Origin of the sequence: Bradyrhizobium sp. OAE829 (assembly GCF_040546575.1) — a bacterium.
Lineage (GTDB): Bacteria > Pseudomonadota > Alphaproteobacteria > Rhizobiales > Xanthobacteraceae > Bradyrhizobium.
In genome coordinates, this window is record NZ_JBEPOE010000001.1 from 1853004 (window position 1) to 1873892 (window position 20889).

General features: G+C 60.8%; 22 protein-coding genes and 1 pseudogene. 10 read left to right on the forward strand and 13 right to left on the reverse strand.

Annotation, left to right across the window (positions count from 1 at the left end; all coding sequences use genetic code 11):
• Positions 1–30 precede the first annotated feature (30 nt).
• Positions 31–717 carry a YqcI/YcgG family protein gene (locus tag ABIE49_RS09020; protein WP_354066690.1) on the forward strand — a complete coding sequence of 229 codons (687 nt, stop codon included), beginning with the start codon at positions 31–33 and terminating at the stop codon, positions 715–717.
• Positions 714–1034, forward strand: coding sequence for a cupin domain-containing protein (locus ABIE49_RS09025; RefSeq protein WP_192738664.1), 321 nt, complete (start codon positions 714–716; stop codon positions 1032–1034). Before ABIE49_RS09020 ends, ABIE49_RS09025 begins: the two co-directional genes overlap by 4 nt.
• Positions 1035–1056: 22 nt before the next feature.
• Here the strand turns inward: ABIE49_RS09025 and ABIE49_RS09030 are convergent, their stop codons facing one another.
• Positions 1057–1242: a hypothetical protein gene (locus ABIE49_RS09030; protein ID WP_192738665.1), complete on the reverse strand. Its 186-nt coding sequence runs from the start codon at positions 1240–1242 to the stop codon at positions 1057–1059.
• A 25-nt stretch (positions 1243–1267) separates the two neighbouring features.
• Between ABIE49_RS09030 and ABIE49_RS09035 the strand changes: the two genes are divergently transcribed.
• Entirely contained in the window at positions 1268–1453 is a 186-nt protein-coding gene (locus tag ABIE49_RS09035) for a hypothetical protein (protein ID WP_192738666.1), read from the forward strand.
• Positions 1454–1573: 120 nt separating this feature from the next.
• Here the strand turns inward: ABIE49_RS09035 and ABIE49_RS09040 are convergent, their stop codons facing one another.
• The 3 genes and pseudogenes from ABIE49_RS09040 to mddA form a co-directional block, all read right to left on the reverse strand.
• Positions 1574–2836: a CaiB/BaiF CoA transferase family protein gene (locus tag ABIE49_RS09040; RefSeq protein ID WP_192738667.1), complete on the reverse strand. Its 1263-nt coding sequence runs from the start codon at positions 2834–2836 to the stop codon at positions 1574–1576.
• Between the two features lie 264 nt (positions 2837–3100).
• A pseudogene (locus ABIE49_RS09045) lies at positions 3101–3520 on the reverse strand (GFA family protein); the annotation flags it as partial.
• 158 nt (positions 3521–3678) lie between these two features.
• Positions 3679–4467, reverse strand: coding sequence for a methanethiol S-methyltransferase (gene mddA / locus ABIE49_RS09050; RefSeq protein ID WP_354066691.1), 789 nt, complete (start codon positions 4465–4467; stop codon positions 3679–3681).
• Here mddA and ABIE49_RS09055 point away from each other — a divergent pair.
• Complete coding sequence (locus ABIE49_RS09055; RefSeq protein WP_210337458.1) at positions 4455–6038, forward strand: winged helix-turn-helix domain-containing tetratricopeptide repeat protein; 1584 nt, start codon at positions 4455–4457, stop codon at positions 6036–6038. The two genes, mddA and ABIE49_RS09055, sit on opposite strands and share 13 nt — an antisense overlap.
• A gap of 3 nt (positions 6039–6041) precedes the next feature.
• Here ABIE49_RS09055 and ABIE49_RS09060 read toward each other — a convergent pair whose 3' ends face one another.
• The gene (locus ABIE49_RS09060; RefSeq protein WP_192738670.1) at positions 6042–6611 is read right to left on the reverse strand and encodes a DUF6456 domain-containing protein; all 570 of its coding nucleotides are present in this window, start codon (positions 6609–6611) and stop codon (positions 6042–6044) included.
• A gap of 66 nt (positions 6612–6677) precedes the next feature.
• Complete coding sequence (locus ABIE49_RS09065) at positions 6678–7208, reverse strand: GcrA family cell cycle regulator (protein WP_192738671.1); 531 nt, start codon at positions 7206–7208, stop codon at positions 6678–6680.
• Positions 7209–7339: 131 nt separating this feature from the next.
• Between ABIE49_RS09065 and ABIE49_RS09070 the strand changes: the two genes are divergently transcribed.
• The 3 genes from ABIE49_RS09070 to ABIE49_RS09080 all read left to right on the forward strand — a co-directional run bounded on the left by ABIE49_RS09070 (position 7340) and on the right by ABIE49_RS09080 (position 9740).
• Positions 7340–7957: a LexA family transcriptional regulator gene (locus tag ABIE49_RS09070; protein WP_192738672.1), complete on the forward strand. Its 618-nt coding sequence runs from the start codon at positions 7340–7342 to the stop codon at positions 7955–7957.
• A gap of 187 nt (positions 7958–8144) precedes the next feature.
• A complete protein-coding gene (locus ABIE49_RS09075; protein WP_192738673.1) occupies positions 8145–8420 on the forward strand; it encodes a hypothetical protein in 276 nt (91 codons plus the stop codon).
• Positions 8421–8585: 165 nt separating this feature from the next.
• The gene (locus ABIE49_RS09080) at positions 8586–9740 is read left to right on the forward strand and encodes an OpgC domain-containing protein (RefSeq protein ID WP_192738674.1); all 1155 of its coding nucleotides are present in this window, start codon (positions 8586–8588) and stop codon (positions 9738–9740) included.
• 24 nt (positions 9741–9764) lie between these two features.
• Here the strand turns inward: ABIE49_RS09080 and ABIE49_RS09085 are convergent, their stop codons facing one another.
• The 3 genes from ABIE49_RS09085 to ABIE49_RS09095 all read right to left on the reverse strand — a co-directional run bounded on the left by ABIE49_RS09085 (position 9765) and on the right by ABIE49_RS09095 (position 12539).
• Positions 9765–10067, reverse strand: a complete 303-nt coding sequence (locus tag ABIE49_RS09085; protein ID WP_192738675.1) for a hypothetical protein — start codon at positions 10065–10067, stop codon at positions 9765–9767.
• Positions 10064–11107 carry an LLM class flavin-dependent oxidoreductase gene (locus tag ABIE49_RS09090; RefSeq protein WP_192738676.1) on the reverse strand — a complete coding sequence of 348 codons (1044 nt, stop codon included), beginning with the start codon at positions 11105–11107 and terminating at the stop codon, positions 10064–10066. Before ABIE49_RS09090 ends, ABIE49_RS09085 begins: the two co-directional genes overlap by 4 nt.
• Positions 11108–11237: 130 nt before the next feature.
• Positions 11238–12539: a glycoside hydrolase family 3 N-terminal domain-containing protein gene (locus tag ABIE49_RS09095; RefSeq protein WP_192738677.1), complete on the reverse strand. Its 1302-nt coding sequence runs from the start codon at positions 12537–12539 to the stop codon at positions 11238–11240.
• A gap of 222 nt (positions 12540–12761) precedes the next feature.
• Here ABIE49_RS09095 and ABIE49_RS09100 point away from each other — a divergent pair, with 222 nt between their 5' ends.
• The 3 genes from ABIE49_RS09100 to ABIE49_RS09110 are packed head-to-tail and all read left to right on the forward strand — an operon-like array spanning position 12762 to position 16634.
• Positions 12762–14318 (forward strand): DUF4153 domain-containing protein, encoded by a 1557-nt coding sequence (locus ABIE49_RS09100; protein WP_354066693.1) that lies wholly within the window; start codon positions 12762–12764, stop codon positions 14316–14318.
• A gap of 25 nt (positions 14319–14343) precedes the next feature.
• Positions 14344–15045 carry a response regulator transcription factor gene (locus tag ABIE49_RS09105; RefSeq protein WP_192738678.1) on the forward strand — a complete coding sequence of 234 codons (702 nt, stop codon included), beginning with the start codon at positions 14344–14346 and terminating at the stop codon, positions 15043–15045.
• Positions 15042–16634 carry an ATP-binding protein gene (locus ABIE49_RS09110; protein ID WP_192738679.1) on the forward strand — a complete coding sequence of 531 codons (1593 nt, stop codon included), beginning with the start codon at positions 15042–15044 and terminating at the stop codon, positions 16632–16634. The genes ABIE49_RS09105 and ABIE49_RS09110 overlap by 4 nt, the downstream gene beginning before the upstream one ends.
• 30 nt (positions 16635–16664) lie before the next feature.
• Here ABIE49_RS09110 and ABIE49_RS09115 read toward each other — a convergent pair whose 3' ends face one another.
• The 4 genes from ABIE49_RS09115 to ABIE49_RS09130 form a co-directional block, all read right to left on the reverse strand.
• Positions 16665–17897 (reverse strand): acetyl-CoA C-acetyltransferase, encoded by a 1233-nt coding sequence (locus ABIE49_RS09115; protein WP_192738680.1) that lies wholly within the window; start codon positions 17895–17897, stop codon positions 16665–16667.
• Between the two features lie 895 nt (positions 17898–18792).
• Positions 18793–19650 (reverse strand): HpcH/HpaI aldolase/citrate lyase family protein, encoded by an 858-nt coding sequence (locus tag ABIE49_RS09120; protein WP_192738681.1) that lies wholly within the window; start codon positions 19648–19650, stop codon positions 18793–18795.
• A gap of 4 nt (positions 19651–19654) precedes the next feature.
• A complete protein-coding gene (locus tag ABIE49_RS09125; RefSeq protein ID WP_192738682.1) occupies positions 19655–20110 on the reverse strand; it encodes a MaoC family dehydratase in 456 nt (151 codons plus the stop codon).
• A complete protein-coding gene (locus ABIE49_RS09130) occupies positions 20110–20886 on the reverse strand; it encodes an enoyl-CoA hydratase/isomerase family protein (RefSeq protein WP_192738683.1) in 777 nt (258 codons plus the stop codon). The genes ABIE49_RS09125 and ABIE49_RS09130 overlap by 1 nt, the downstream gene beginning before the upstream one ends.
• Between the last annotated feature and the right edge of the window lie 3 nt (positions 20887–20889).

Genomic DNA, 20889 nt, shown 5'->3' on the forward strand with positions numbered 1-20889 from the left:
AAGTATGCGGTGAGCAGTTGGCAAAGCGTCATGTTCTCCGAATTCGAAGCCCAGATGAGCAGTGAAGCGAGGCCTTTTCCCTGTGTTTTCGGCGTGACCGGCCATCGGCAGGACCAGTTGCGCTATCTGTTCCTCGATCCCTACGACGTCGAGATTCTGGGGGTCCAACTCGCACAATACGTCTCCGAGTCCAGATCCTACGGTCCCAACACTTCGTTGATCGTGTTCACCCGGCCTCGCCCGGTGCAGACGCTTGACGCCTATTACCGCAAGATGTGGCTGACGCTCGACCAGCTGGCGCGGCTCGACAAGAGTCCATGGCCGGCGGAGATCCCGGAACAGATCGATCATCCGATGTGGGAGTTCTCATTCGCCGGAGAGCCAATTTTTGTGGTGTGCACGACGCCGGCACACGTGATGCGGCAAAGCCGCCGGTCGAGCGCCTTCATGCTCACCTTCCAGCCACGATGGGTGTTCGAGAAGATCCTCGGTAGCGAAAAGGCCACCAACGCCGCGTTCGCCGAAGTACGCAAGCGGCTGATTCCCTACGACAATACAAGCCCCTCACCGCATCTCGGCCGTTACGGTGCGGCCGACGGGCGCGAGTACCAGCAATACTTCCTGCATGACGATAACGAATCCGGAGGAGGCTGTCCCTTCGCCAAGCTCGCGCAGAGCAAACCGTCTCAAATCGAAGACAAGGAGCAAGCGGCATGACCCAAATCATTGCAAGTCAGAAAACCGAATTCGCTATCGATCCCGTCATCCTGGACCTGCTCCCCGAGCAAGGCAGCATCGAATTGCAGCATGACGCCGCGGGCAAGGTGCATCGATTTCACACCCATCCGGTAGATGAGATCCTCGTGATCATTAGCGGCCGGCTGAATTTCACGTGGGATGGCGGCGAGCGCATCGTCGGCGCCGGCGATACCATCCACCTGCCCGCCGGCACACTCCACCAATCCGAAGCGCTGGAGGGCGGCGCTGTCTACGCGATCGCGACCCGTCCGCCCGCCCGTCAAGCGAACAATTGAAGCAAGGCGCGTGCAATGGGGGTCAAGACAATGAGGGATCGTTAGACAAGGGGTCCGTCGCCACCCGTTCGACCAGCTCGATGATTTCGGAACGCTGACCGGACGGAAGTTTCACGAAAGCCTTCAACAGTCGCAGGCTTTCGATCGTTTCGCTCGATGGAGCTCCGAGTTTCTTCTGCAGCTCTGCAACATGAGTGGGATTTTTCATCTCGCACCTTAGAAGAGGAACAGGAATGGCATATCCAGGTAAACGTGAGGGCTTGGCCCAGAAAGTAGATACTGCTGCGCAAGAAGCCGAACGGCTCGGCCTGACGACGGCGACCCTGATACTTCGCATGGCTCGCCTGGAAATCGATCGCGCGGAGCTTGAACAGGTTGCAACTATGCCGAAAAACAACCTGCGTAGCAAGCCGAACTGAACGGCCGAAACGGCCCGATTCGGCGCGTCGAAGGGTCGGCGGGAAATGTGCGGTGCCGGGACCGGTCCGAATGGATCAGCCCCCGCACCGGAAACACGATTGGAAACGAAAGACGGCCGATCAGCCGGTATTACCAGTCTTTCCGAAGGCCCCCGCCTCGGCCAAATCAGCGATACGGCGGTCATCGTATCCGAGCGTCTTGCGCAGCACATCCTTGGTGTGCTCGCCGAGCAGCGGCGCAGCGACCGGATCGATCGTGGGCGTGAGGCTCATATGGAGCGGCGTTTCGATGTTGGGCACTGAACCAGCGGTCGGATGCGGGATGTGACTGAGGCGATCGCGGTCGCGCACTTCCGGCGCGTTGAAGCCCTCCTCCACGGTGCGCAGATAGCCGACCGGTATGTTCGCCTTTTTCATCTTTGCCATCCAGTTCTCGAGCCGGTCGCTGGCAAAGACGCCGGCAATGATGGCGCGCAGCTTTTCCTTGTTCGCCGTTCGGTTCTTCCGGTGGGCGAACTCAGGGTCGGTTACGAGGTCGGGCCGCTCCAGCACTTCGGTCACAAGGCGGCGGTATAGCCGGTCGTTGGCACAGGCCATATAGAGCGGCCCGTCGGCGGCCTGATACACGCCGACCGTCGGTGAGCCGTTCGGTGAATTACCGAAACGACCAGGGTTCTCGCCGCTGATCAGGTAGGCCATGCCATAAAAGCCGGTCATCGCTACCGCGGTGTCGATCAACGCCACCTCGACCTGCTGGCCACGGCCGAGCCGGTCGCGCGCGATCAGAGCCAGCAAAATCGCGTTGCACGCCGACATTCCCGTCGCCATGTCCACGATCGGCGGGCCGGTTCGTACCGGCTGAGCATCCGGAAAGCCGTTCAGCGACATGAAGCCGCTTTCGGCCTGTGTGATCGGATCGAACCCGGGGCGCAAGGCGAGCTCTCCCTTGCGGCCATAGGCCGAGATCGAGCAATAGACCAGTCGCGGATTGGTCGGAACGACCGACGCATAGTCGAGGCCGAACTTCTTCATCACGCCGCCGGAGAAATTTTCCACCACGACGTCCGCTTTCGCGATCAGTTCGCGCGCGACCTCCAGCGCCGCCGGGTTGGTGAAATCCAGCGCAATTCCGCGCTTGTTGCGGTTGAGACTGAGAAAGGCCGCACTCTCGCCGCCGATTTCCGCATGTTCATAATGACGCGTATCGTCGCCGCCATCCGGATTCTCGATCTTGATCACCTCGGCGCCAAAGTCGGCCAGAGTTTGCGTACAGGCAGGCCCTGCGACAACACGGGTGAAATCGACGACCAGCAGACCATCGAGGGCGGTCGGTTCGCCCTTGGCGCGCGGCGTGCGCTCCGGCAATTGCGGTCTGGCGGTCATGTCGGGCATTTCCTCGTGTTATTTTGCCTGGCGGAACAGATAGTCGCCGCCGCGAAGGTGTTTCAAGGCTTTTACCGGAAGCCCATAGGTAACGCCAAACCCCGAATTTGCAGGGCGGGACCTGCCTCTCACATAGCTCTCTCCCAAAAAGCGAACGCCGCCCGATCCAGGACTACCGGGATCGAGCGGCGACACTTCACAAGGCGACTGCACGGCGAACCCGGTTCGCCACGTCGTTCCCGTTATGGAAAGCTCATTCCCCCATTCGGGAACGGCTTGACCGGAACCACCCAACTCGGCGGGAAAGTCCTTCAGTTTGGGCAAGCCGTCACGCATCGGCAGCACGGTCTCGGCATAATTGATGTGCACGCCCGGCGTGAAGCGGAGCGTCGGGAGCGTCGCCGCGAAGACGTCGACCAGACCTAGCGTAGGATGGTTCGTCATCAGATGCCCGCCGCACTTCGCGCAGTATTTGCGTTGGCTCATCGGTGTCTTCTCGAATGTCGCGACGTGTTGCTTGCCCGATGTGATCTCCACCGCTTCCGGCTTCCACAGCGTAAAGGCGTTCACCGGCCCGCCGGACCACGACCGGCACGAGATGCAATGGCAGTACCCCATGCCCTCCGGCGAACCCGTCACCTGCACTTCGACCGCACCACAGAAACAATGTCCCGTATGCTTCATAGCTTCTGCCTCCTTGCAGACAATTGAATGGTCCAATCAGATCTATCTGCGCCACTGGAACAGCTCGATACCCGCTGTTTGTAATGAAGATAGTCGTCGTCAAACTTGTCGGCTAGCCCGCGCTCCGAGCAATATCCCGATGAAGATGTAGGCCGTGGTCACCGCCGCGAAAACAGATGTCCGACGCTCATGGTGGGCGCGGCCCAGAACGCGATGATGAAGCCGAGATAGATCGGATGCCGCATGAAATTGCAGAGCAGCGGCGCCCGGAAGGTCGGTGGCGGCATCTGCCGACCGGTCAGGTGGTTGGTGACCTGATGCAGTCCGAATAATTCGAAACGATTGATCAGGAATGCGCTGGTAAACACCACCACCCAGCCGATAAATGATAATATGGCGATCGTTGCGGCCATTTCGGGCTCTTCGATCTGCCAGACGACGGCCGGAATCGGCCGCCATTGCCAGAACAGCAGAAGCAACGTCAGGCTGGCAAACAGAACATAGCTGCTTCGCTCGAACGGTTTCGGAATAAACTGCGTCCACCATCGCTTTAGGCCCTTACGCGCCATCACGCCGTGTTGAATGGCAAACAGCGACATCAACGCGAGATTGACGGCGATTGCTTCAAAAACGGGCGAATTCGCGCCGGTATCGATAGCCTTCGGCACTACCAGGTCCGACACGAACCCGATCGCATACAAAATCGTGAAGAGAAATGTGAAATAGGCCACAGCGCCGAACAGAAATGCAGTGAATTTGAGCATTCGATTTGTCGGCATGATTGAGCCAATGGCTCGGGCTTCGGACATGAAACTAACTCCGTGGAGAGCAATGGGATCGCGACTTCGGTTCTTGCAGAATGACTGAAGAGCGCCGACAAGACTTTGCCTGACGCTTGATCTCTCCATGAGATGGACTTGATTGTTTGTTGAGAATGGATGCGACAACGCACGTGAAATTCGACTTCGACAAGTACGCTCTGGACACCAATCTTCGCGAGTTGCGCCGCGACGGCGAACTGGTTGCGATGCAGCCGCAAGTGTTCGACTTGCTGGTTCATCTGTTGATGCATCGCGATCACGTCGTCAGCCGGAACGATCTCATCGCGCTGGTTTGGGGCGGTCGGACCGTGTCGGACTCAACGCTCGACAGCCGCATCAACGCCGCCCGAAACGCCATCGGCGACTGCGGCAAGGAGCAACGGCTGATCCGGACAATTCCGCGAAAGGGTCTTCGTTTCGTGGGAGCCGTGAACGAGCACGTGAATGGCGATCCGCCCCCCGAGCCGGCCGAAGCAGCTGCCGAAGCGGCCCCCCGGCCATTGCCGTTACCGGATCGACCGGCGATTGCCGTATTGCCGTTCGACAACATGAGCGGCGACCAGGAACAGGAATACTTCTCTGACGGGATCAGCGAAGACATCATCACCGCGTTGTCGAAATTGCGCTGGTTCTTCGTCATCGCCCGCAACTCGTCGTTTTCCTACAAGGGCAAGGCGGTGCATCTGAAGCAGGTCGCCGCCGAACTGGGGGTGCGCTACGTCCTCGAAGGCAGCGTGCGCAAGAGCGGCGATCGCGTGCGCATCACCGCGCAACTCAACGACACCGCGACCGGCAGCCACCTCTGGGCAGAGCATTACGACCGCGATCTGGTCGGCGTATTCGCCGTGCAGGACGAGATCACCGATGCCATCGTCGCGGCGATCGAGCCGCAGATCTATGCCGCCGAAAACTTCCGCAGCCGGCGCAAACCACCCAACAGCGTGGACGCGTGGGACCTTGTCATGCGGGCGCTGTCGCATCATTGGCGCGTGACGCGGACGGACAGCGCCGCCGCTCAGACGCTCCTGGAACAGGCGATTGCGATCGATCCGAATTACGGCCAGGCGCTGGCCCTGATCGCGACCAACCACATGTTCGGTGTGCATCTGGGCTGGGCGGACATTGCGACCGTAGCCCCCATCGCCGAACGCGCGGCGCTTGCGGCCATTGCTGCCGACAGCGAGGATGCGTGGGCGCATACCGCGCTCGCCAGCGTCTATTTCTCCACGCGTCGCCTCGACCACGCGCTGGCCGAATTCGAGCTGGCGTTACAGCTCAACCCGAACTTCTCACTGGCGCAAGGATACTACGCGCTGGCGCTGTCTTATTGCGGGCGGTGGCAGGACTCCTATGCGGCCGCGCAACGCGCCATCCGCCAGAGCCCGCGCGACCCTTCGTCCGCGATCTATTACGGCGTCGCCGCCTATGCCCAGTTCGTCGGCAGGAACTATTCTGAAGCGATCTCGCTCGCCCGCGAAGCGACCCGCCAGCGCGGCGATCTCAGCGGCGCCTACCGGGTGCTGACGGTGGCCGCCGGCATGGCCGGGAAGATCGACGTCGCCAAAGCTGCGCTCGAGGAGCTGCGGCGGACCCAGCCCAACATCTCGCTGGCCTGGATTGCGACGCAGCTGCCCTGGAGGCTCGACGCCGATCGAGAGCATTATTTGGAGGGTTTCCGCCGCGCAGGGCTGGAATAACCTTCATCGTGGGGGCGTTTTTGCCGGATTGGCTGTCGCGAACCCGTAGATCAGCGCCAGCCGGTCGAGGCATTCGCAGAACCGGCGTGCGAAATAGTCCTTCCAGCGCTGCGTGCGCAGTCCCCGCCTCTGCCCGACCTGCTCCATGGTCAAGCCATGAACCAGGACGTCATGCACCAGCGCCGAACCATCGGCACCCAGCTCGCGCTCGGCGCGATTGAGCCTTAGCACGGCCTTTCGCTGCCCCTCGGTGATCGGCTCCCGCATCTGCCCGCCATCCACGTACTCCCTGGTCGGATCGACCGCGCGCGGGCCGCGTTCGGCTCTCTCCCAGTCGCTCTGAAAGGCTCGCCCGCCCTGGTACTGCGCCTCGTCGATCTGGCGATGCGAATGCAGGCGGGCAAGCGGATCGTTGCGGATGGAGCGCAGGGTAACGATCTTCTCACCCGGCTCCAGCGCCAGGGGATTGTCGACCTCGACGGTCGCGACCTCGGCATTGCGTGGCAAATCCCGGGATTTCCGGTCATGTGCCTTTGCAGGGTTATACGGCTTGTTCCGTTTGGCTCTCGGCATGTCGGATGATCTCCTTTCAAGAACGATGGGGTTTGGATTGCGCCCGGAAGAACTTGGCGTTGCCGTTCATGCCGTCTCGACCAGCTTGAGCAAGACGGTGCACGCCGTGCGTTCCGACGGCGTGCCGGGGCCGCGACTCAGATGAAAGTGCGGTGTGCAGTAACTCGAGCCGGGCCGGCGTGGATGACCGCAGAAGGTGATGGCTTCGCCCTCTTCGTCCCCACCGTAAGGGTAGCGGCAATTGCCGCGTTCCAGTTCGATCAGGGAGAGATGGAGCGGTTCGGTCTCCACGCAGCGCAGCCTGACCAGCTTCGTCCCCCTAAACGGTGGCATCGGCCATGGAAACCTGGGTAATCTCGACTCTCCCAGGTGTATTTCGCCCGGCCGGTCTAACCGCGGCTGCACGCATGGCGACGATTCGGAGCGATCGTTCCAGGCGAGCCCCATCCGCCTGGCCCGGCTCAGCACGGCATTGCGCGAGTAAGCTGTGTTGAATTTCCTGTTGATAGCTGCCGCGATCCTGGCAAAGGACAAATGCAGGGCAAAAAGCTCCCGCAGCGCGCCCGAGTGCTCGGGCGCCCAGTCTGTTGGTTCCATTAGCGAATTTCCTGTTTCTTTGAACGCCGCCCGACGCCTCCATCTATTTCCGATATTCCGAACGAAAAGTCAAGCTTGATTTCTGGTTATCGTAACTGCTAGTGTTTCCGAAATTCGGGAAAGGAAGAACCATGCTGGACGTCAAAATGATCGAACGGGCACTTGAGAGGACAGGCAAGAGCAAGGGGGGCCTGGCGGAGGCGATGGGTGTCCGTGCGGGCGCAGTCTCGGAAATCCTGTCCGGGATACGCCTGATCAAGGCGTCCGAGATCGCGCCGATCACGGAGTATCTCGGGCTGAATTCGGTGCCGATCATGGGCCGGGTCGGCGCCGGCGCAACGATCGAGCCGGAGCATGAACAGGTGCCGCCGGAAGGCCTCGGCGAGGTCGAACTGCCCTTCCCGATGGCCGAAGAGACCATCGCCTTTGAAGTTGCAGGCGATTCCATGCTGCCAAAGTACGAAAATGGCGACGTTATCGTGGTTTTCCGCGAGCAGCGCCATCCGCTGTCGAGCTTCTACGGTGAAGAGGCTGTCGTGCGCCTGAAGACCGGCGAGCGCTATTTGAAGACGATCGAGCGAGGAAAGTCCTCACCTCTGGTCAATCTCAAGAGCTTCAACGCCAAGCCGATCACGGGCGTGAAACTCGAATGGATCGGCGAGATCTGCGTCACCCTGCCGCGGGGCCAGATCGAACGCCTGCGCACCAAGGCAGCTGCGAAGACACGCAAGGCCGGGAAGGCAAAATAGCGGACGGGATGCCGGAGAAAGGGAACCGATTCGGCAGGTAAAGCCATCAAGTGATTCGGCCGACCGGCCGCCGGGAACAGTCCACACCCCGACTTGATTGCTGTTTTACCGAATTTTCGCTTGACTTTTTCCGGTTTTCAGCAATACTGCAGTCATCCGTTCCCGGGTGACTGACAGATTGCCAAATATGCAGTATTTCGTCGTGATGATCGATTACGGCCGTCGCGGCCGAGAAGCCATTGTCGATCCTGAAATTACCCGGCGCGAGGTCATCTCGCGGATTGCGTCGGGTGAATACAGGAACGTCAGTTTTATCCATGAAATCGTCGATTCCTCCGTCGAGGACGTAACCGCCGACATTCTGAACGAAGCCGCGCTTCCCGACATTGGCACGGCAAGCGCCGATCTGCAGGCCGACCAATTCGACCACCGGCGCGACCTGCGAAAACATGAAACCGTCTGAACTCGCGTGCCCCTATTCCGTCGTCAAAATAACGTGATCATTACCGGGCTTTGATCGCCGCCGGTTTCCTTAAGTATTCTTCACGCAAAGTCTACTCGGCCGGCGCAGACAATTGCGCTACATAGGCGATTCGATTTTCTCCGACTTGCAAAGTTCTTGCGCTCCATGTTTCCGTCAATGAAGGCCGAGATTGCCGCACGCGACGGCGATCCCCGGCTCAGTCTGCTGCTTGGTATCGCTGCCTGGTTCTTATTTCTGGATCACATTCCGCATAACGCGGTCAGCGTGTTGACCCTGCGGAATTTCGGATTCAGCGGCGCAACCGACCTGTTCGTGTTTGTCGGCGGCTATACCGCCGCAATCCTCTATGGAAAAATGATGCTGGAGCGCGGTTTCCTGGTCACCGCTACCCGCATTTTCAGGCGAGTATGGCAGCTATACGCCGCCTATGTCGTCCTGTTCGTGATCTATATCGACTTGATCGGATACGTCGCCAGGAAATCGGCGGCGCCCGAAATCATCCACGAATTCAATGTCGCCGGGATCCTCGGCCACACGATCCGGACATTGATTTACGGCCTGCTGCTCCAGGCCAAGCCGCTCAACCTCGATGTGCTGCAGCTCTTCATCGTTCTGATGGCATTCTTTCCGGTCGTATTGTTCGGAATGTTGCGCCGGCCCAGCCTGACGGCGGCCGCATCGATTGTCCTTTACGTCGCCGCTCGCAAATTCGACTGGAATCTATCCTCATTTCCAGACGGGCACTGGTACTTCAATCCGTTCTCCTGGCAGTTGCTGTTCGTGCTCGGCGCCTGGTTTGCGTTGGGCAGCGAAAGGCAAATGCGGGCGATTCGTTCGCTCCAGGATCTTTCGATCCTGCGCATACTGGCCTTGCTCTATCTCTTGTTCGCGTTGATCGTGACCGTAGCGGGAAACCTGCCGCAGTTGGCTGGAATCGTTCCTGACGCCGTGCTCAATTTCTTCCTTCCAAATGAAAAGGAAAATCTGGCCCCTTACAGGGTACTTCATTTCCTCACCCTTGCCTTCCTCTTCTCGTTCGCGGTCCCGAGAGACTGGCATGGATTTCAACGGCCAGCCCTGCGGCCGATCGTGAAGTGCGGAGAAGAATGGTTGCCCGTCTTCTGCGCCGGTGTCTTCCTTTCCTTTGCAGGGCATTTCTTCCTGATCACGGGACCGAATTCGCTCGCGATGCATTTCCTGGTCAGCATCGCCGGAATCGCGATCATGGCGGGCGTTGCCTATTACGCGTCGTGGTCCAAGCGGCAGGACTACAAACCTGCGCTCAGCACGCGTTACTGAGGGAGGCTGCGGTCCGCAAAACCGCTAGGGCGCATATTCGATGTGCGCGCGGATCGAATGGTTGACCTGATCGACCCAGCCGAATTTCTGCACCGCTGCGATCATGTTCGACAGGCCATCCTGCCACCACGGCTCGTATGCGAGCGAAGGCCAATCGCGCAAGACCTGCTCGGAAATCCAGGCATGCTCGCGATCGCTGCGCAAGGCCACGCTGCCGAGCAGCTTTTCCTGCACGGCGGCATCCATCGCCCCTTCGATGCGGACCGAGAATGCCTTGGGGTCATCGATTTCGACGGATCGGCTCGATGCAATAACGCGAATGATCATCCTTGGTGTTCCCAGGCGGTCTGCGCCACGCGCTCCCGCGCCACGGGCAGCATCTCGCGCGCAAAGATGCCAGCGGAGTGCAATACCTCCTGTTGGCTGAGGTTGCCGAACGAAAACTGGCTGATGAAGTAGTTGGCGCCCGCCTCCTCGATCATCGTTCTGACCTGCTCCCGGATCGTGCCCCGTGATCCCGCAATCGCACCGCCGTTTTGTACCATCGTATCGAAGTCCTCGGGCAGCCGGGCGAAACGCGGCTGCGTACCGTGCTTCTTCCAGAGCTTCATGAAGCTGCTGTAGAAGTCCGGCCAGGCACGGCGACCGAGCGCCATCGCCTCCCGGTCGCTATCGGCCGCCACCACAAAGCGGTTGATCCCGAGCAGCGGCAGCTGGTCCGGCGAATTGCCCGCCGCAGCCCATTCGGCGCGAAAGCGGTCGGTAATCTCACGTACCCGCGGCAGCGGCCCGCCGCAAACGATGTTGATCCTGTTTTGCGCCGGCCAGACCGCGCCCTCGGGCACCGGGACCGCGTACCATAGCGGCGGGTGCGGAAGCTGCGCCGGCTTCATGTCGATCGGCACGTTCGTGAACTGATAGTGCTTGCCTTGGAAATTCACCTCGGCCTGCGTCAGCGCCTGCATGATGACGGTGTAGGCCTCGACATACATCGCCTGTGCCAGGTCCGGATCGACGCCAAAATAATGCAGCTCGTGCGGCGACGCGCCTCGGCCGATCCCGACCTCGATCCGGCCCCGGCTCAGATGATCCAGCATGCAGATTTCTTCGGCCAGCCGCAGCGGATGGTGCGCCGGCAATACATAGACCAGCGCGCCGAGGCGCAGACGCCTGGTGCGCTGCGCGGCCGCTGCAAGGAACACGCTTGGCGACGGCGCTAAATTGAGCGGCGTCGAATGGTGCTCGCTCATGTGGTAGGTACGGAATCCGGCTTGATCGTAGAACTCGATCAATTGCAGCCGATTTTCATATTGTTCGGTGAGCGGATAGGGCCCGTGATCGTTTTGATCGAAGATTCCGAACTGCATTACACCACCCCGAGGACGTCTTTTCCGGCCCGCCGCGATGGTACCTGCGGCGACGACCGGCGCGTCGTCAGATGATGTTACATGGCAAACGCCGGGCCTTCCAGCACCGAGACCGTAAGGAGCGTCTCGCTCAATCCGGCGGGAATGCCCGCTTTAGCCGTGCCTCGCTGTCGCGCATCGTTATTGAATCGAGTTTCCCTTGAGAAGACGCCTCCTTGGCGCACGCGAAGATCCGGTAGAACTGCGTACCGTCGAAGGCGACCAGCAGCAGATCGACGCCGGCATTGAGCGCTTCCACCACCGCCGTGCAGACATTGTTCTGATAGATCGCGCCCATCACCAGATCGTCAGTCATGATGACGCCTTGATAATTCCACTTCTTGCGAACGATGCCGTCAACCACAAGCCGGGAATGCGACGCCGCGCGGTCGGGATCAACAGCGGTCAGCGTCACATGCCCGATCATTAGCTGCGCCCTGGAGCCCCTCAGCACATCCCGAAACGGCCGCCAGTCGGACGCTTCGAGCTCCGCCAGAGGCGTGTCGAGATCGGCACTGAAGTGATGGGTATCGGCACGAACCCGCCCCAGTCCCGGAAAGTGCTTCACGGTCGCACCGACGCCAAAGGCCTCAAGCCCATGGACATAGGACCTGGCGATGTCGGCCACGATTGCCGGATCGTCGGAAATCGCGCGGTGGCCTATCAATGTGTTGAAATCGAACCGGTTACGCTTCGCGTCGGGTCGCAAATCCAGCACCGGCGCCAAATTGAGGTTGACGCCAAGCGCCGCCAGTTCCTGTCCATGAGTTCGCCCGAACGCTTTCGCTTTCTCCGTGCGAACATCCGGCGGAAGGCTCGCCAGCGTCGAGAGCGCAGGCAATTTGGTCAAGGGCGGCGACAGATGCGAGACGATGCCGCCTTCCTGGTCGGCTGCGACGATCAATGGCGGCAGGCCGGCGGCACGTCGTTTTTCCTGAAGCGCCGAGATTTCGGATTTCAGCGTCTCCGGTGCTCTTCGTACATTGTGTTTGGTGATGTAGATGCCGGCGATCAGGCCTTTCTCAGCCAAGGCAGCCACTTCAGGGAACGATGAATACCCCACCATGAAATGCTGCCCGAGGCTGCGTGCCTGTACGACGTCGGTCTGCAGAACGTTTCGTTTTCGCAACTCGAACGACGCCTCCGCGCCTAGCATTGACAGCGACGGCAGGCACCACAGCAGGACCAGCAGTTTTCCCGTGACCCCACGCCTGTGCAAGTAACCGCCGTGAATCAGGAAAGCGAGAACGCCAACGCTCACCACGACAAGAACGATGTTACCCGTACCACGCAACGCAATCAGATAAGGATCGTTCTTGTTCGCCGCAACGAAAATGAAAGCCAGCCCCGCGAACCAGACCAGGCCGACGCCGATACGTTTGATGATTTGCATGAAGGACGATGCTGTGTGCGTTTGACAGGCGAGACCATCGCCGTATCAAACTTGTTATTGCCGCGCGAGCGCATAAGCGGGGCTGCACAGAAACTGCATAAGAATCCTGAAGTCTTGCAGACAGCCTTCCCGGCATTTGCACAATGGCCGCGCATAGCTCGTCTTGCAAACCGGTGACGATCTTCGAATGCCCATTCCCCCACGTCTAGCCAATGATGGTTGTTGGCTCTGCGAACATCCCTCGACGGCGCTGGTCTGCAGTTTTCCCTCCAGACAGGCAGCGCAATGATGGCAGAATTCTCCACGCCGGCACCCCAGGCGGGCTCTATTCGCGAAAACACTTTCCCAATCAAGCCGGCCATTGCCCTGGCCCTCGCGGCATTGGCCGACTGGTTGTTCTACGGCCAGCGAACCGGAATATCCGCTGTTATCTTCGCCATTGCACTAACCGGCGGCGCGCTGCTCGCCAATTTCACCAGGCTGAACAAAGCGAAGGTTCTGCTTGCCGGCCTCCTCGTGCTCGCCGCCCTGATCCCGGCCGTCGAGGAATTCAATGCAACTTCACTCTTCTTCATTGTCGTGGCGCTCGGCGTTGGCCTCTCGCTAACGACGAATCGCAAACTCTCCGGTATTGGCGAACAAGCCGCCGCGCTCTGCGACCTTTATCTGGTCGGCCCGTTCAGATTGCTCCGGGACGCCATCAGCGCGTTCAATCTCCCGGCGCTGACGGCAGGTTTCACTGTGTGGTTCATTCCGGTGGTTCTCAGCGGCATTTTCGCATTGCTGTTCGTATCGGCCAACCCGCTGCTGGAGAAATGGATCAGCCTGCTGAACCCCGGCAGCGCCACCTCCCATATCAGCCTGGGACGGGTGCTGTTTTGGGCGGCCGCCTTGTCGCTGGTTTGGCCCTTTATCCACGTCCGGTGGCGCCGCAAGTCCGAGGTGCCGGCCGATTTGGTCGTGGCAGCAACCGAGGTGCAGGAGAAGCCAGCTCCCAGCGTCGACTTCCTCGGTGCGGCGACTATCCTGCGTTCGCTGATCCTGTTCAATTTGCTGTTTGCGGTTCAAACCGTCCTGGACGTGTTCTTTCTGTGGGGCAACGCGACGCTGCCGGCCGATATCAGCTTTGCGGCCTATGCGCATCGCGGCGCCTATCCCCTGATTCTGACGGCGTTGCTGGCTGCCGGATTCGTGCTCATCGCAATGAGACCTGGCGGCCCGGCTGAACAGTCGAGCGTGATCCGGCCGCTCGTCTATCTCTGGGTCGCGCAGAACGTCCTGCTGGTTGCGTCATCCATCCTGCGGCTCGATCTCTATGTGCAGACCTACCTGCTGACCTGGTGGCGTGTCGCAGCCTTCATCTGGATGCTGCTTGTCGCGTTTGGACTGCTGCTCATCGTTGCCCGCATCAGGCTCAATCGTTCGAACGATTGGCTGATCCGCGCGAACCTCATCACTTTGACAGCAACGCTCTATGTCTGCTCGCTGGTCAATTTCCCTGCCATCATCGCGAATTACAATGTCGATCATAGCCGCGAGGTCTCGGGCAAGGGTCTCACGGTCGACATCAACTATCTGTTTCACCTCGGCCCTCAGGCCTTGCCGGCCATCGACAGGGCGATTGCCCTCCGCAGCTTCGATCCAAACCTTGTTTTTCGCCGCAACTACCTTGTAGAACAGCATCGCGATGACTGGGCTTCCTGGCGCGCCCGGGGTTTTCGGAGCTGGCGGCTCCAGCGTACTCTGGACGCCCAACAGAAGAGTTCGACCGCAAGTTGACGACGACCTTTGTCCGGAGAGACGTTTGACACACCGTATCCTCATCGTCGATGACGACCTGCATATTCGCGAAGTCATCCGGGTCGCGCTCCGGAAGGCCGGGATGACCGTGTTCGAGGCGCGGGACGGCAAGGAAGCCTTGACCCGCTTCGCCGCCGACCGGCCGGACCTCATGATTCTCGATATCGGCATGCCGGAATTCGATGGGTTGGATGTCTGCCGGGAGATCCGTAAGTCCTCGGACGTTCCGATCCTGTTTCTTTCGGCACGCGACGAAGAGATCGACCGCGTCCTGGGCCTCGAGATCGGCGGCGACGATTATGTCACCAAGCCGTTCAGTCCGCGCGAACTCGTCGCGCGGGTGAATGTCATCCTGCGCCGCACCTCGCAGCGTGGGTCGGACACAAAGGCGACGGCGGCGCTTTCCCAGGGCGGGCTGCTGGTTGATCCGGAACAGCATGTTGCGGCGTTCGCCGGCACACCGCTTCGCCTGACCGCCATCGAATTCGGAATCCTCAGGGCTTTTCTGACCAGGCCGTCGGTAGTCTTCAGCCGCGAGCAGATCATGAATGCCGCCTATCAGCTCAACATCCAGGTGTCGGACCGCACCATCGACAGCCACATTCGCAATATTCGCGCCAAGCTTGCCGCGGTGAACTGCGACAATGTCATCGAGACCATCCACGGTGTTGGCTTCAAGCTCGGCCGATGCGAGCCGTACGCATGACGTCACGGGCCGGCGAGAAATGGCGGCCGTCGGTCGGAATGATCATTTTTGCCGCGTTGGCCGCTGTGGCCGCACTGCCTCTGGTCGGACTGTTCTTCTTTCGGCTCTATGACAACCAGCTCATTCACCAGACCCAGGCCGAGCTGATTGCCCAAAGCCGGGTATTGGCCGCGGTCTATGCGCGTGACGTGGAAGCCCGCCTCAATGCCGGGGTTGTCCTTGGCGCTGAACTCCCGCCCGAAGCGCGTCCCGTGTCAGACGACAAGATGACGCCAATCCGGCCGGCACTCGACCTTGCCGCCGGCGCTGACCTGCTGAGGCGGCGGCCCGACGCACTTCCGGCCGCGGCTCCCGCATCTCAGGCCTATGTCGAGATCGGTGCCCGGCTGATGCCGATCATCCTGGAAACACAGAAGGTCACGCTGGCGGGTTTCCGGATCCTCGATCCCCGCGGCGTCGTGATCGCCGGCCGCAACGAAGTCGGCCAATCGCTGGCGCATATCGAGGAGGTGGCGACGGCGCTGCAGGGCCAGTATCGCGCCGCGTTGCGGATCAGGGTCCCCGACAAGCCCCCGCCGCCGATCTACTCGATCAGCCGCGGCGTCGGCGTTCACGTGTTCTCGGCCATGCCCGTGCTCGTCAACAACCGCGTTGCCGGCGTCGTCTATTTATCGAGGACGCCGAGCAACATCTTCGACCATCTCTATCAGGAACGCGGGAAGTTCATTCTTGCGGGCTTCGCCGTCATCTTCGCCACGGTCATCATTGGCCTGGTGTTTTCCCGCACCATCACCCGGCCGATGCGCGAACTGGTCGATCGCGCCGCCCGTATCAGCCGCGGCGACCGCGACGCCTTTCAGCCGCTGGCGCATTACGGCACCCGCGAATTCTCCCAGCTGTCACACAGCTTTCTCGATATGGCCGAGCAATTGTCGCGGCGATCGGATTACATCGCGACCTTCTCGTCGCATCTCACCCACGAGCTGAAGTCGCCGCTGACCTCGATCAAGGGCGCCGCAGAACTCTTGCTGGATTCGCTGCAGAGCAAGACCGACAATCTCACACTGACGGAGCAGAAGACTTTCGTATCGAACATTCTGGGCGACACCGAGCGCCTGGAAGCCATGACGCAGCGGCTGCGCGAACTGGCGCGCGCCGAGACCACGCCGCAGAACGAGCACACCGAATTAAGCCAGGTCATCAGCGGACTGAAGGGCCGTTTTCCCACCCGCGCGATCGACGCCACCGGCTGCCTCGAACGTTCGATCGGCATGTCCAATGAGAAGGCGCTCATCGTCCTTTCGCATCTGACCGACAACGCCATTCGTCACAACGCCGGGAATGTGAGACTGGCGGCGGTCGATGAAGGCGCCTCGGTCAAGATGACCGTGAGCAACGACGGGGATCCGATATCCGAACCCAACCGGGAGAAGATATTCGATGCGTTCTTCACCACCCGCCGCGACACTGGCGGCACCGGAATGGGACTCGCCATCGTCCAGGCCGTGATGGCAAGTCACGGCGGATCGATCCGGCTTTTGCCATCAGACAAGGGCGTCGCGTTCGAACTGCAGTTTCCCGTAGCTTGATTTGACGCGCTCCCTTCGCTCGATAACGCTTCAGACTCGCTCGATGATGATCGCCGGCGCCATGCCACCGGCGGCGCACATCGTCACCAGGCCACGCCTGAGGTCGCGCCGCTCGAGTTCGTCGAGAACGGTACCGATCAGGATCGAGCCGGTGGCGCCGATGGGGTGACCGAGCGCGATCGAGCCGCCATTGACGTTGACCTTGTCGCGGTCGAGCTTGAGGTCGCGGATGAATTTTTCGGCGACGACGGCGAAGGCCTCGTTGATTTCGAACAGGTCGATATCATCGAGCGTGAGGCCGGCCTTGGCCAACACCTTGCGCGCCGCCGGCACCGGCGCATTCAGCATCAAGGTCGGGGAGTCTCCCATGTTCGCCATCGCGACCACGCGTGCCCGCGGCTTCAGGCCATGCGCCTTGGCATAATTCGGCGAAGCCAGCAGAATGGCCGCCGAGCCGTCGACGACGCCGGAGGAATTGCCGGCGTGATGCATGAAGTTGATGTCGAGATCAGGGTACTTGTCCAGAATGAGATTACGATAGGTCGTGCCCTTGTCGTCGAGCGGATAGTCCGCGACCGCGGTAAAGGCGGGCTTCAACCCGGCAAGGCCTTCCAGCGTGGTCTGCGGGCGCGGATATTCCTCGCGGTCCAGCGCAAGGCTGCCGTCCTCGCGGTGAACCGGCACGAGGCTCTTGTCGAAATGACCGCCCTTGATGGCGGCGGCCGCCCGCTTCTGGCTCTCCAGACCGAGTCCATCGACGTCCTGACGCGAAATACCCTCCAGCGTCGCCACGGCATCGGCGCAGACGCCCTGATGCGATTGCGGATGCCGGGCGCGCAGACGAAGATTGCCATTGTCCATCATGAACGGTCCCTCGCCGCGCCGCCCCTCCATCGACATCATCTCGGTGCCACCAGCGATCACGAGATCCTCGGAGCCCGCCATGATGGCGTTGGCCGCCATGTTGACGCTGGTGATGCCAGAACCACAGAACCGGTCCAGCGTGACGCCGCTGGCGCGCACGTCATAGCCGGCATCCAGCGCCGACATCCGGCCGAGGTTTCCGCTCTGCGCTCCGCGTTGGGAACTGGTACCCCAGATGATGTCGTCGACGTCAGCGGTATTGATCCCGGTGCGTTCGGCCAGCGCCCGCAACACGGTGGCGCCGAGTTGCTGCGGATGGATACCCGCGAGCGCGCCCTTGCCGGCCTTGCCAATGCCACGCGGTGTCCTGCAGGCGTCGATGATCAGCGCGTCAACCATGGTGCTTTCCTCGCGGTTATTGGTTGGCTGCATTTGCAGCCGGTTAAGCCTTGGAGTCAATTCACACCGCGCGTCTGGGGCCATGCACTTCGGGCAGGGGCGCCGGTCCACTTGATACCCCGCTATCGATCTACGTCATTGCGAGCGCAGCGAAACAATCCATACCTCGGCAGAACGGATAGCCGGATTGCTTCGCTGCGCTCGCAATGACGGGGATGGTACAGCGCCAATAATGGTGTCGTCCTCCGCGAAAGCGGGGGACCCAGTACGCCGCGGCTTCTCGGTTCTATCATAAGCGTCTCTGGAATACTGGGTCACCCGCCTGCGCGGGTGACGACAGCTGTATATGTGGCCGCATTCTCGCGACGCATTGCGCCCGAGCTTTGCCAGAACTTCCTTGCCCTCGAAAACAGAGGGCGCAGGGAAGACCGGGTGCGCGCTGCACCCGCGGTCTCGTGTGCGGTTTGCACAGAAAAGTGTGCACACGAGCATACAGGGCAGCGGTGAACACCCGGCCTTCCCTGCGCAATGGCTTTACGGCTTATGCCGTGATCTCCCCGGAGACGAGTTCTTGGTTGACTCCGTCGCTGCCGTTCAGCTCTCGCCTACCGACAGCTTGACACCTGCAACGGGCGCCAGGACCACACGGTTTTGCCGTACGCTTATCCACGCCGTCGTCTCAGCGCAAACCAGCGTCCACCGCAACCCGCCCAACGTCCGTGACGACGGCCGACGCCCTTCTGAGTAGGACGGGATGGCGATATATGTGCTCCTGATTTGCCCTTCCGGAAAAGCGAAACTTTGCCCGACGGGCCAATTTGTCGCACGCAGCGTGCCCGCCATTCAGGCCATCGAAGTAGATGGTGGGCACGGCGCAAGAGCGCCTTGGCCCACCCTACTTAGCCCGCAGTGCCAAGATCTTTTCGGCGGCGCGCAGATGCGGCTTGTCGATCATCTTGCCGTCGATCTTGACGACGCCGTAGGCCGGATTGTCGTTGAAGGCTTTGACGATCTTCTCCGACCAGGCGATCTCTTCGTCCGTCGGCAGGAAGGCGGCGTTGACGACATCGACGTGCCTGGGATGGATCACCGCCTTGGCGAGGAAGCCGTCCTGACGCGCCGCGATTGATTCTTCCCGTAAGCCTTCGAGATCGTTGATGTCGGTGGCAATGGTATCGATCGCGACGACGCCGGCGGCCGCGGCGCTGATCAGGCAGAGGTCGCGTGCCAGCACGAACGGCCCGTGATATCGGCCCGCCGTCCGGTTGCGCGAGGCGCCGAGCGACGCCGCAAGATCCTCCGCGCCCCACATCATCCCCCACAGCCGCGGGCTGATGTTCTCGAAGTCGAGCAGCTTGAGCACCGCCCGCGCCGTCTCCGTCGCCACGGTCACGATCCGGGTGGTTCCGTGTTCGATGTCAGATGCAGCTTCAAACGCATCGAGATACAGGGACAGTTTATTGACGTCGGCAGCGCCGGCGCATTTCGGCAGCACGACACCGTCGGGCCGGCCCGGGATCACGGCGGCGAGATCGCCCAGCGTCATGCCGGTATCGAGCGCGTTGACGCGAACATAGATCTTCTGGCCCGGGTTACGCGCATCGAGCATTTCGCGCACGGTGCGGCGCGCCCCGACCTTCTCGTCCGGCGCGATCGAATCCTCGAGGTCGAGGATCAACGCATCGGCCGCGGTCTTCCTGGCGTTTTCGAACTTGCGCAGGCTGTCGCCGGGAACGAACAGGAAGGATCGCATCAATTCACGCCTTTGGTTTGCAATGCATCAGGCCGGTGCGGCGGCAGCTCGCGACCACCTCCCCGCGCTGATTGGTCATGGTGTGCTCGAACTCGACGATCCCCTGCGTCGGCCGCGACTTGCTGGCACGCTTGGAAATGATCTTCGTATAGGATTTCAGCGTATCGCCATGAAACACCGGTTTCGGGAATTTGACGTCGGTCATGCCCAGATTGCCGACCGTTGTGCCCAGCGTCGTATCGTAGACACTCATGCCGATCATGATGCCGAGCGTATAGAGGCTGTTGAACAGCCGTTGGCCGAATTCGGTATTCTCGGAGAAATGCGCATCGATATGCAGCGGCTGCGGATTCATCGTCAGCAGGCTGAACATCGTATTGTCCATCTCGGTGACGGTCCGGCTGAATTCATGATGGAATTCCCGGCCGACCTCGAACTCCTCGAAATATAGTCCGGCCATCAGCGTCCCTTGTAGTTTGGCGTCCGCTTTTCGACGAACGCGTTCAACCCTTCCTGACAATCTTCGGTCGTCGCCACCAGCGCAAAGCTCTCGGCCGTGTTCTCCACCGAACGGCGGAAATCGGCATCGACCGCCCGCATGAACGAATCGCGGCCGATCTTCATCACGATCGGCGACTTGGCGGCGAGCTTCCGCGCAATATCGCGGGCGCGGTCGAGCGCGGTCCCCTTCGGGACCACTTCGCTCAGAAGGCCCATGCGGAATGCAGTCGCGGCATCAAAGGGCTCGCCCAGAAACAGCGGCCCGAACGCCTGGTGCTTTCCGACCAGCCGCGGCAGCTGCACGAAGTGGATCGCCGGGATCAGTCCGACATCGATCTCCGGATAGCCGAATGTCGAGGCGTCGCCGGCGATGATCATGTCGCAGGAGATCGCAATCGTCATGCCGCCGGCCCGCACCGCGCCGTCGACCGCGGCAATGGTCGGCTTGCCCATGCGATACTGGGTGTCGTTGAGTGCGAAATACAGTCGCTCGAGGAATTTCTTGGTTTCGATCCCGGGCTTGCCCCTGACGATGTCGAGATCGAGCCCGGCACAGAACACCTTGTGCAGGCTGCCGATGATGACTGATGCTACCGACGGATCGTCCTTCGCTTTCTGCAGCGCCGCCAGCAACGCATCGATCAGCGGCATGCTCAGCGCGTTGACTGGCGGCCGGTCCAGCATGATCTCCGCGATCTTGTCCGAGACGGAGTAGCGAACGAGTTCAGCGCTCATGAT

What these genes read in the sequence shown, in the direction of transcription:
- ABIE49_RS09025 (WP_192738664.1), top strand. Translation starts at nt 714, where the DNA reads ATGACCCAAATCATTGCAAGTCAGAAAACCGAATTCGCTATCGATCCC.
- ABIE49_RS09070 (WP_192738672.1), top strand. Translation starts at nt 7,340, where the DNA reads ATGCTGGACGTCAAAATGATCGAACGGGCACTTGAGAGGACAGGCAAG.
- ABIE49_RS09125 (WP_192738682.1), bottom strand. Translation starts at nt 20,110, where the DNA reads ATGGCCGGACTATATTTCGAGGAGTTCGAGGTCGGCCGGGAATTCCAT.
- ABIE49_RS09035 (WP_192738666.1), top strand. Translation starts at nt 1,268, where the DNA reads ATGGCATATCCAGGTAAACGTGAGGGCTTGGCCCAGAAAGTAGATACT.
- ABIE49_RS09110 (WP_192738679.1), top strand. Translation starts at nt 15,042, where the DNA reads ATGACGTCACGGGCCGGCGAGAAATGGCGGCCGTCGGTCGGAATGATC.
- ABIE49_RS09120 (WP_192738681.1), bottom strand. Translation starts at nt 19,650, where the DNA reads ATGCGATCCTTCCTGTTCGTTCCCGGCGACAGCCTGCGCAAGTTCGAA.
- ABIE49_RS09030 (WP_192738665.1), bottom strand. Translation starts at nt 1,242, where the DNA reads ATGAAAAATCCCACTCATGTTGCAGAGCTGCAGAAGAAACTCGGAGCT.
- ABIE49_RS09080 (WP_192738674.1), top strand. Translation starts at nt 8,586, where the DNA reads ATGTTTCCGTCAATGAAGGCCGAGATTGCCGCACGCGACGGCGATCCC.
- ABIE49_RS09115 (WP_192738680.1), bottom strand. Translation starts at nt 17,897, where the DNA reads ATGGTTGACGCGCTGATCATCGACGCCTGCAGGACACCGCGTGGCATT.
- ABIE49_RS09130 (WP_192738683.1), bottom strand. Translation starts at nt 20,886, where the DNA reads ATGAGCGCTGAACTCGTTCGCTACTCCGTCTCGGACAAGATCGCGGAG.
- ABIE49_RS09090 (WP_192738676.1), bottom strand. Translation starts at nt 11,107, where the DNA reads ATGCAGTTCGGAATCTTCGATCAAAACGATCACGGGCCCTATCCGCTC.
- ABIE49_RS09065 (WP_192738671.1), bottom strand. Translation starts at nt 7,208, where the DNA reads ATGGAACCAACAGACTGGGCGCCCGAGCACTCGGGCGCGCTGCGGGAG.
- ABIE49_RS09040 (WP_192738667.1), bottom strand. Translation starts at nt 2,836, where the DNA reads ATGACCGCCAGACCGCAATTGCCGGAGCGCACGCCGCGCGCCAAGGGC.
- ABIE49_RS09060 (WP_192738670.1), bottom strand. Translation starts at nt 6,611, where the DNA reads ATGCCGAGAGCCAAACGGAACAAGCCGTATAACCCTGCAAAGGCACAT.
- ABIE49_RS09095 (WP_192738677.1), bottom strand. Translation starts at nt 12,539, where the DNA reads ATGCAAATCATCAAACGTATCGGCGTCGGCCTGGTCTGGTTCGCGGGG.
- ABIE49_RS09075 (WP_192738673.1), top strand. Translation starts at nt 8,145, where the DNA reads ATGCAGTATTTCGTCGTGATGATCGATTACGGCCGTCGCGGCCGAGAA.
- ABIE49_RS09020 (WP_354066690.1), top strand. Translation starts at nt 31, where the DNA reads ATGTTCTCCGAATTCGAAGCCCAGATGAGCAGTGAAGCGAGGCCTTTT.
- ABIE49_RS09055 (WP_210337458.1), top strand. Translation starts at nt 4,455, where the DNA reads ATGGATGCGACAACGCACGTGAAATTCGACTTCGACAAGTACGCTCTG.
- ABIE49_RS09085 (WP_192738675.1), bottom strand. Translation starts at nt 10,067, where the DNA reads ATGATCATTCGCGTTATTGCATCGAGCCGATCCGTCGAAATCGATGAC.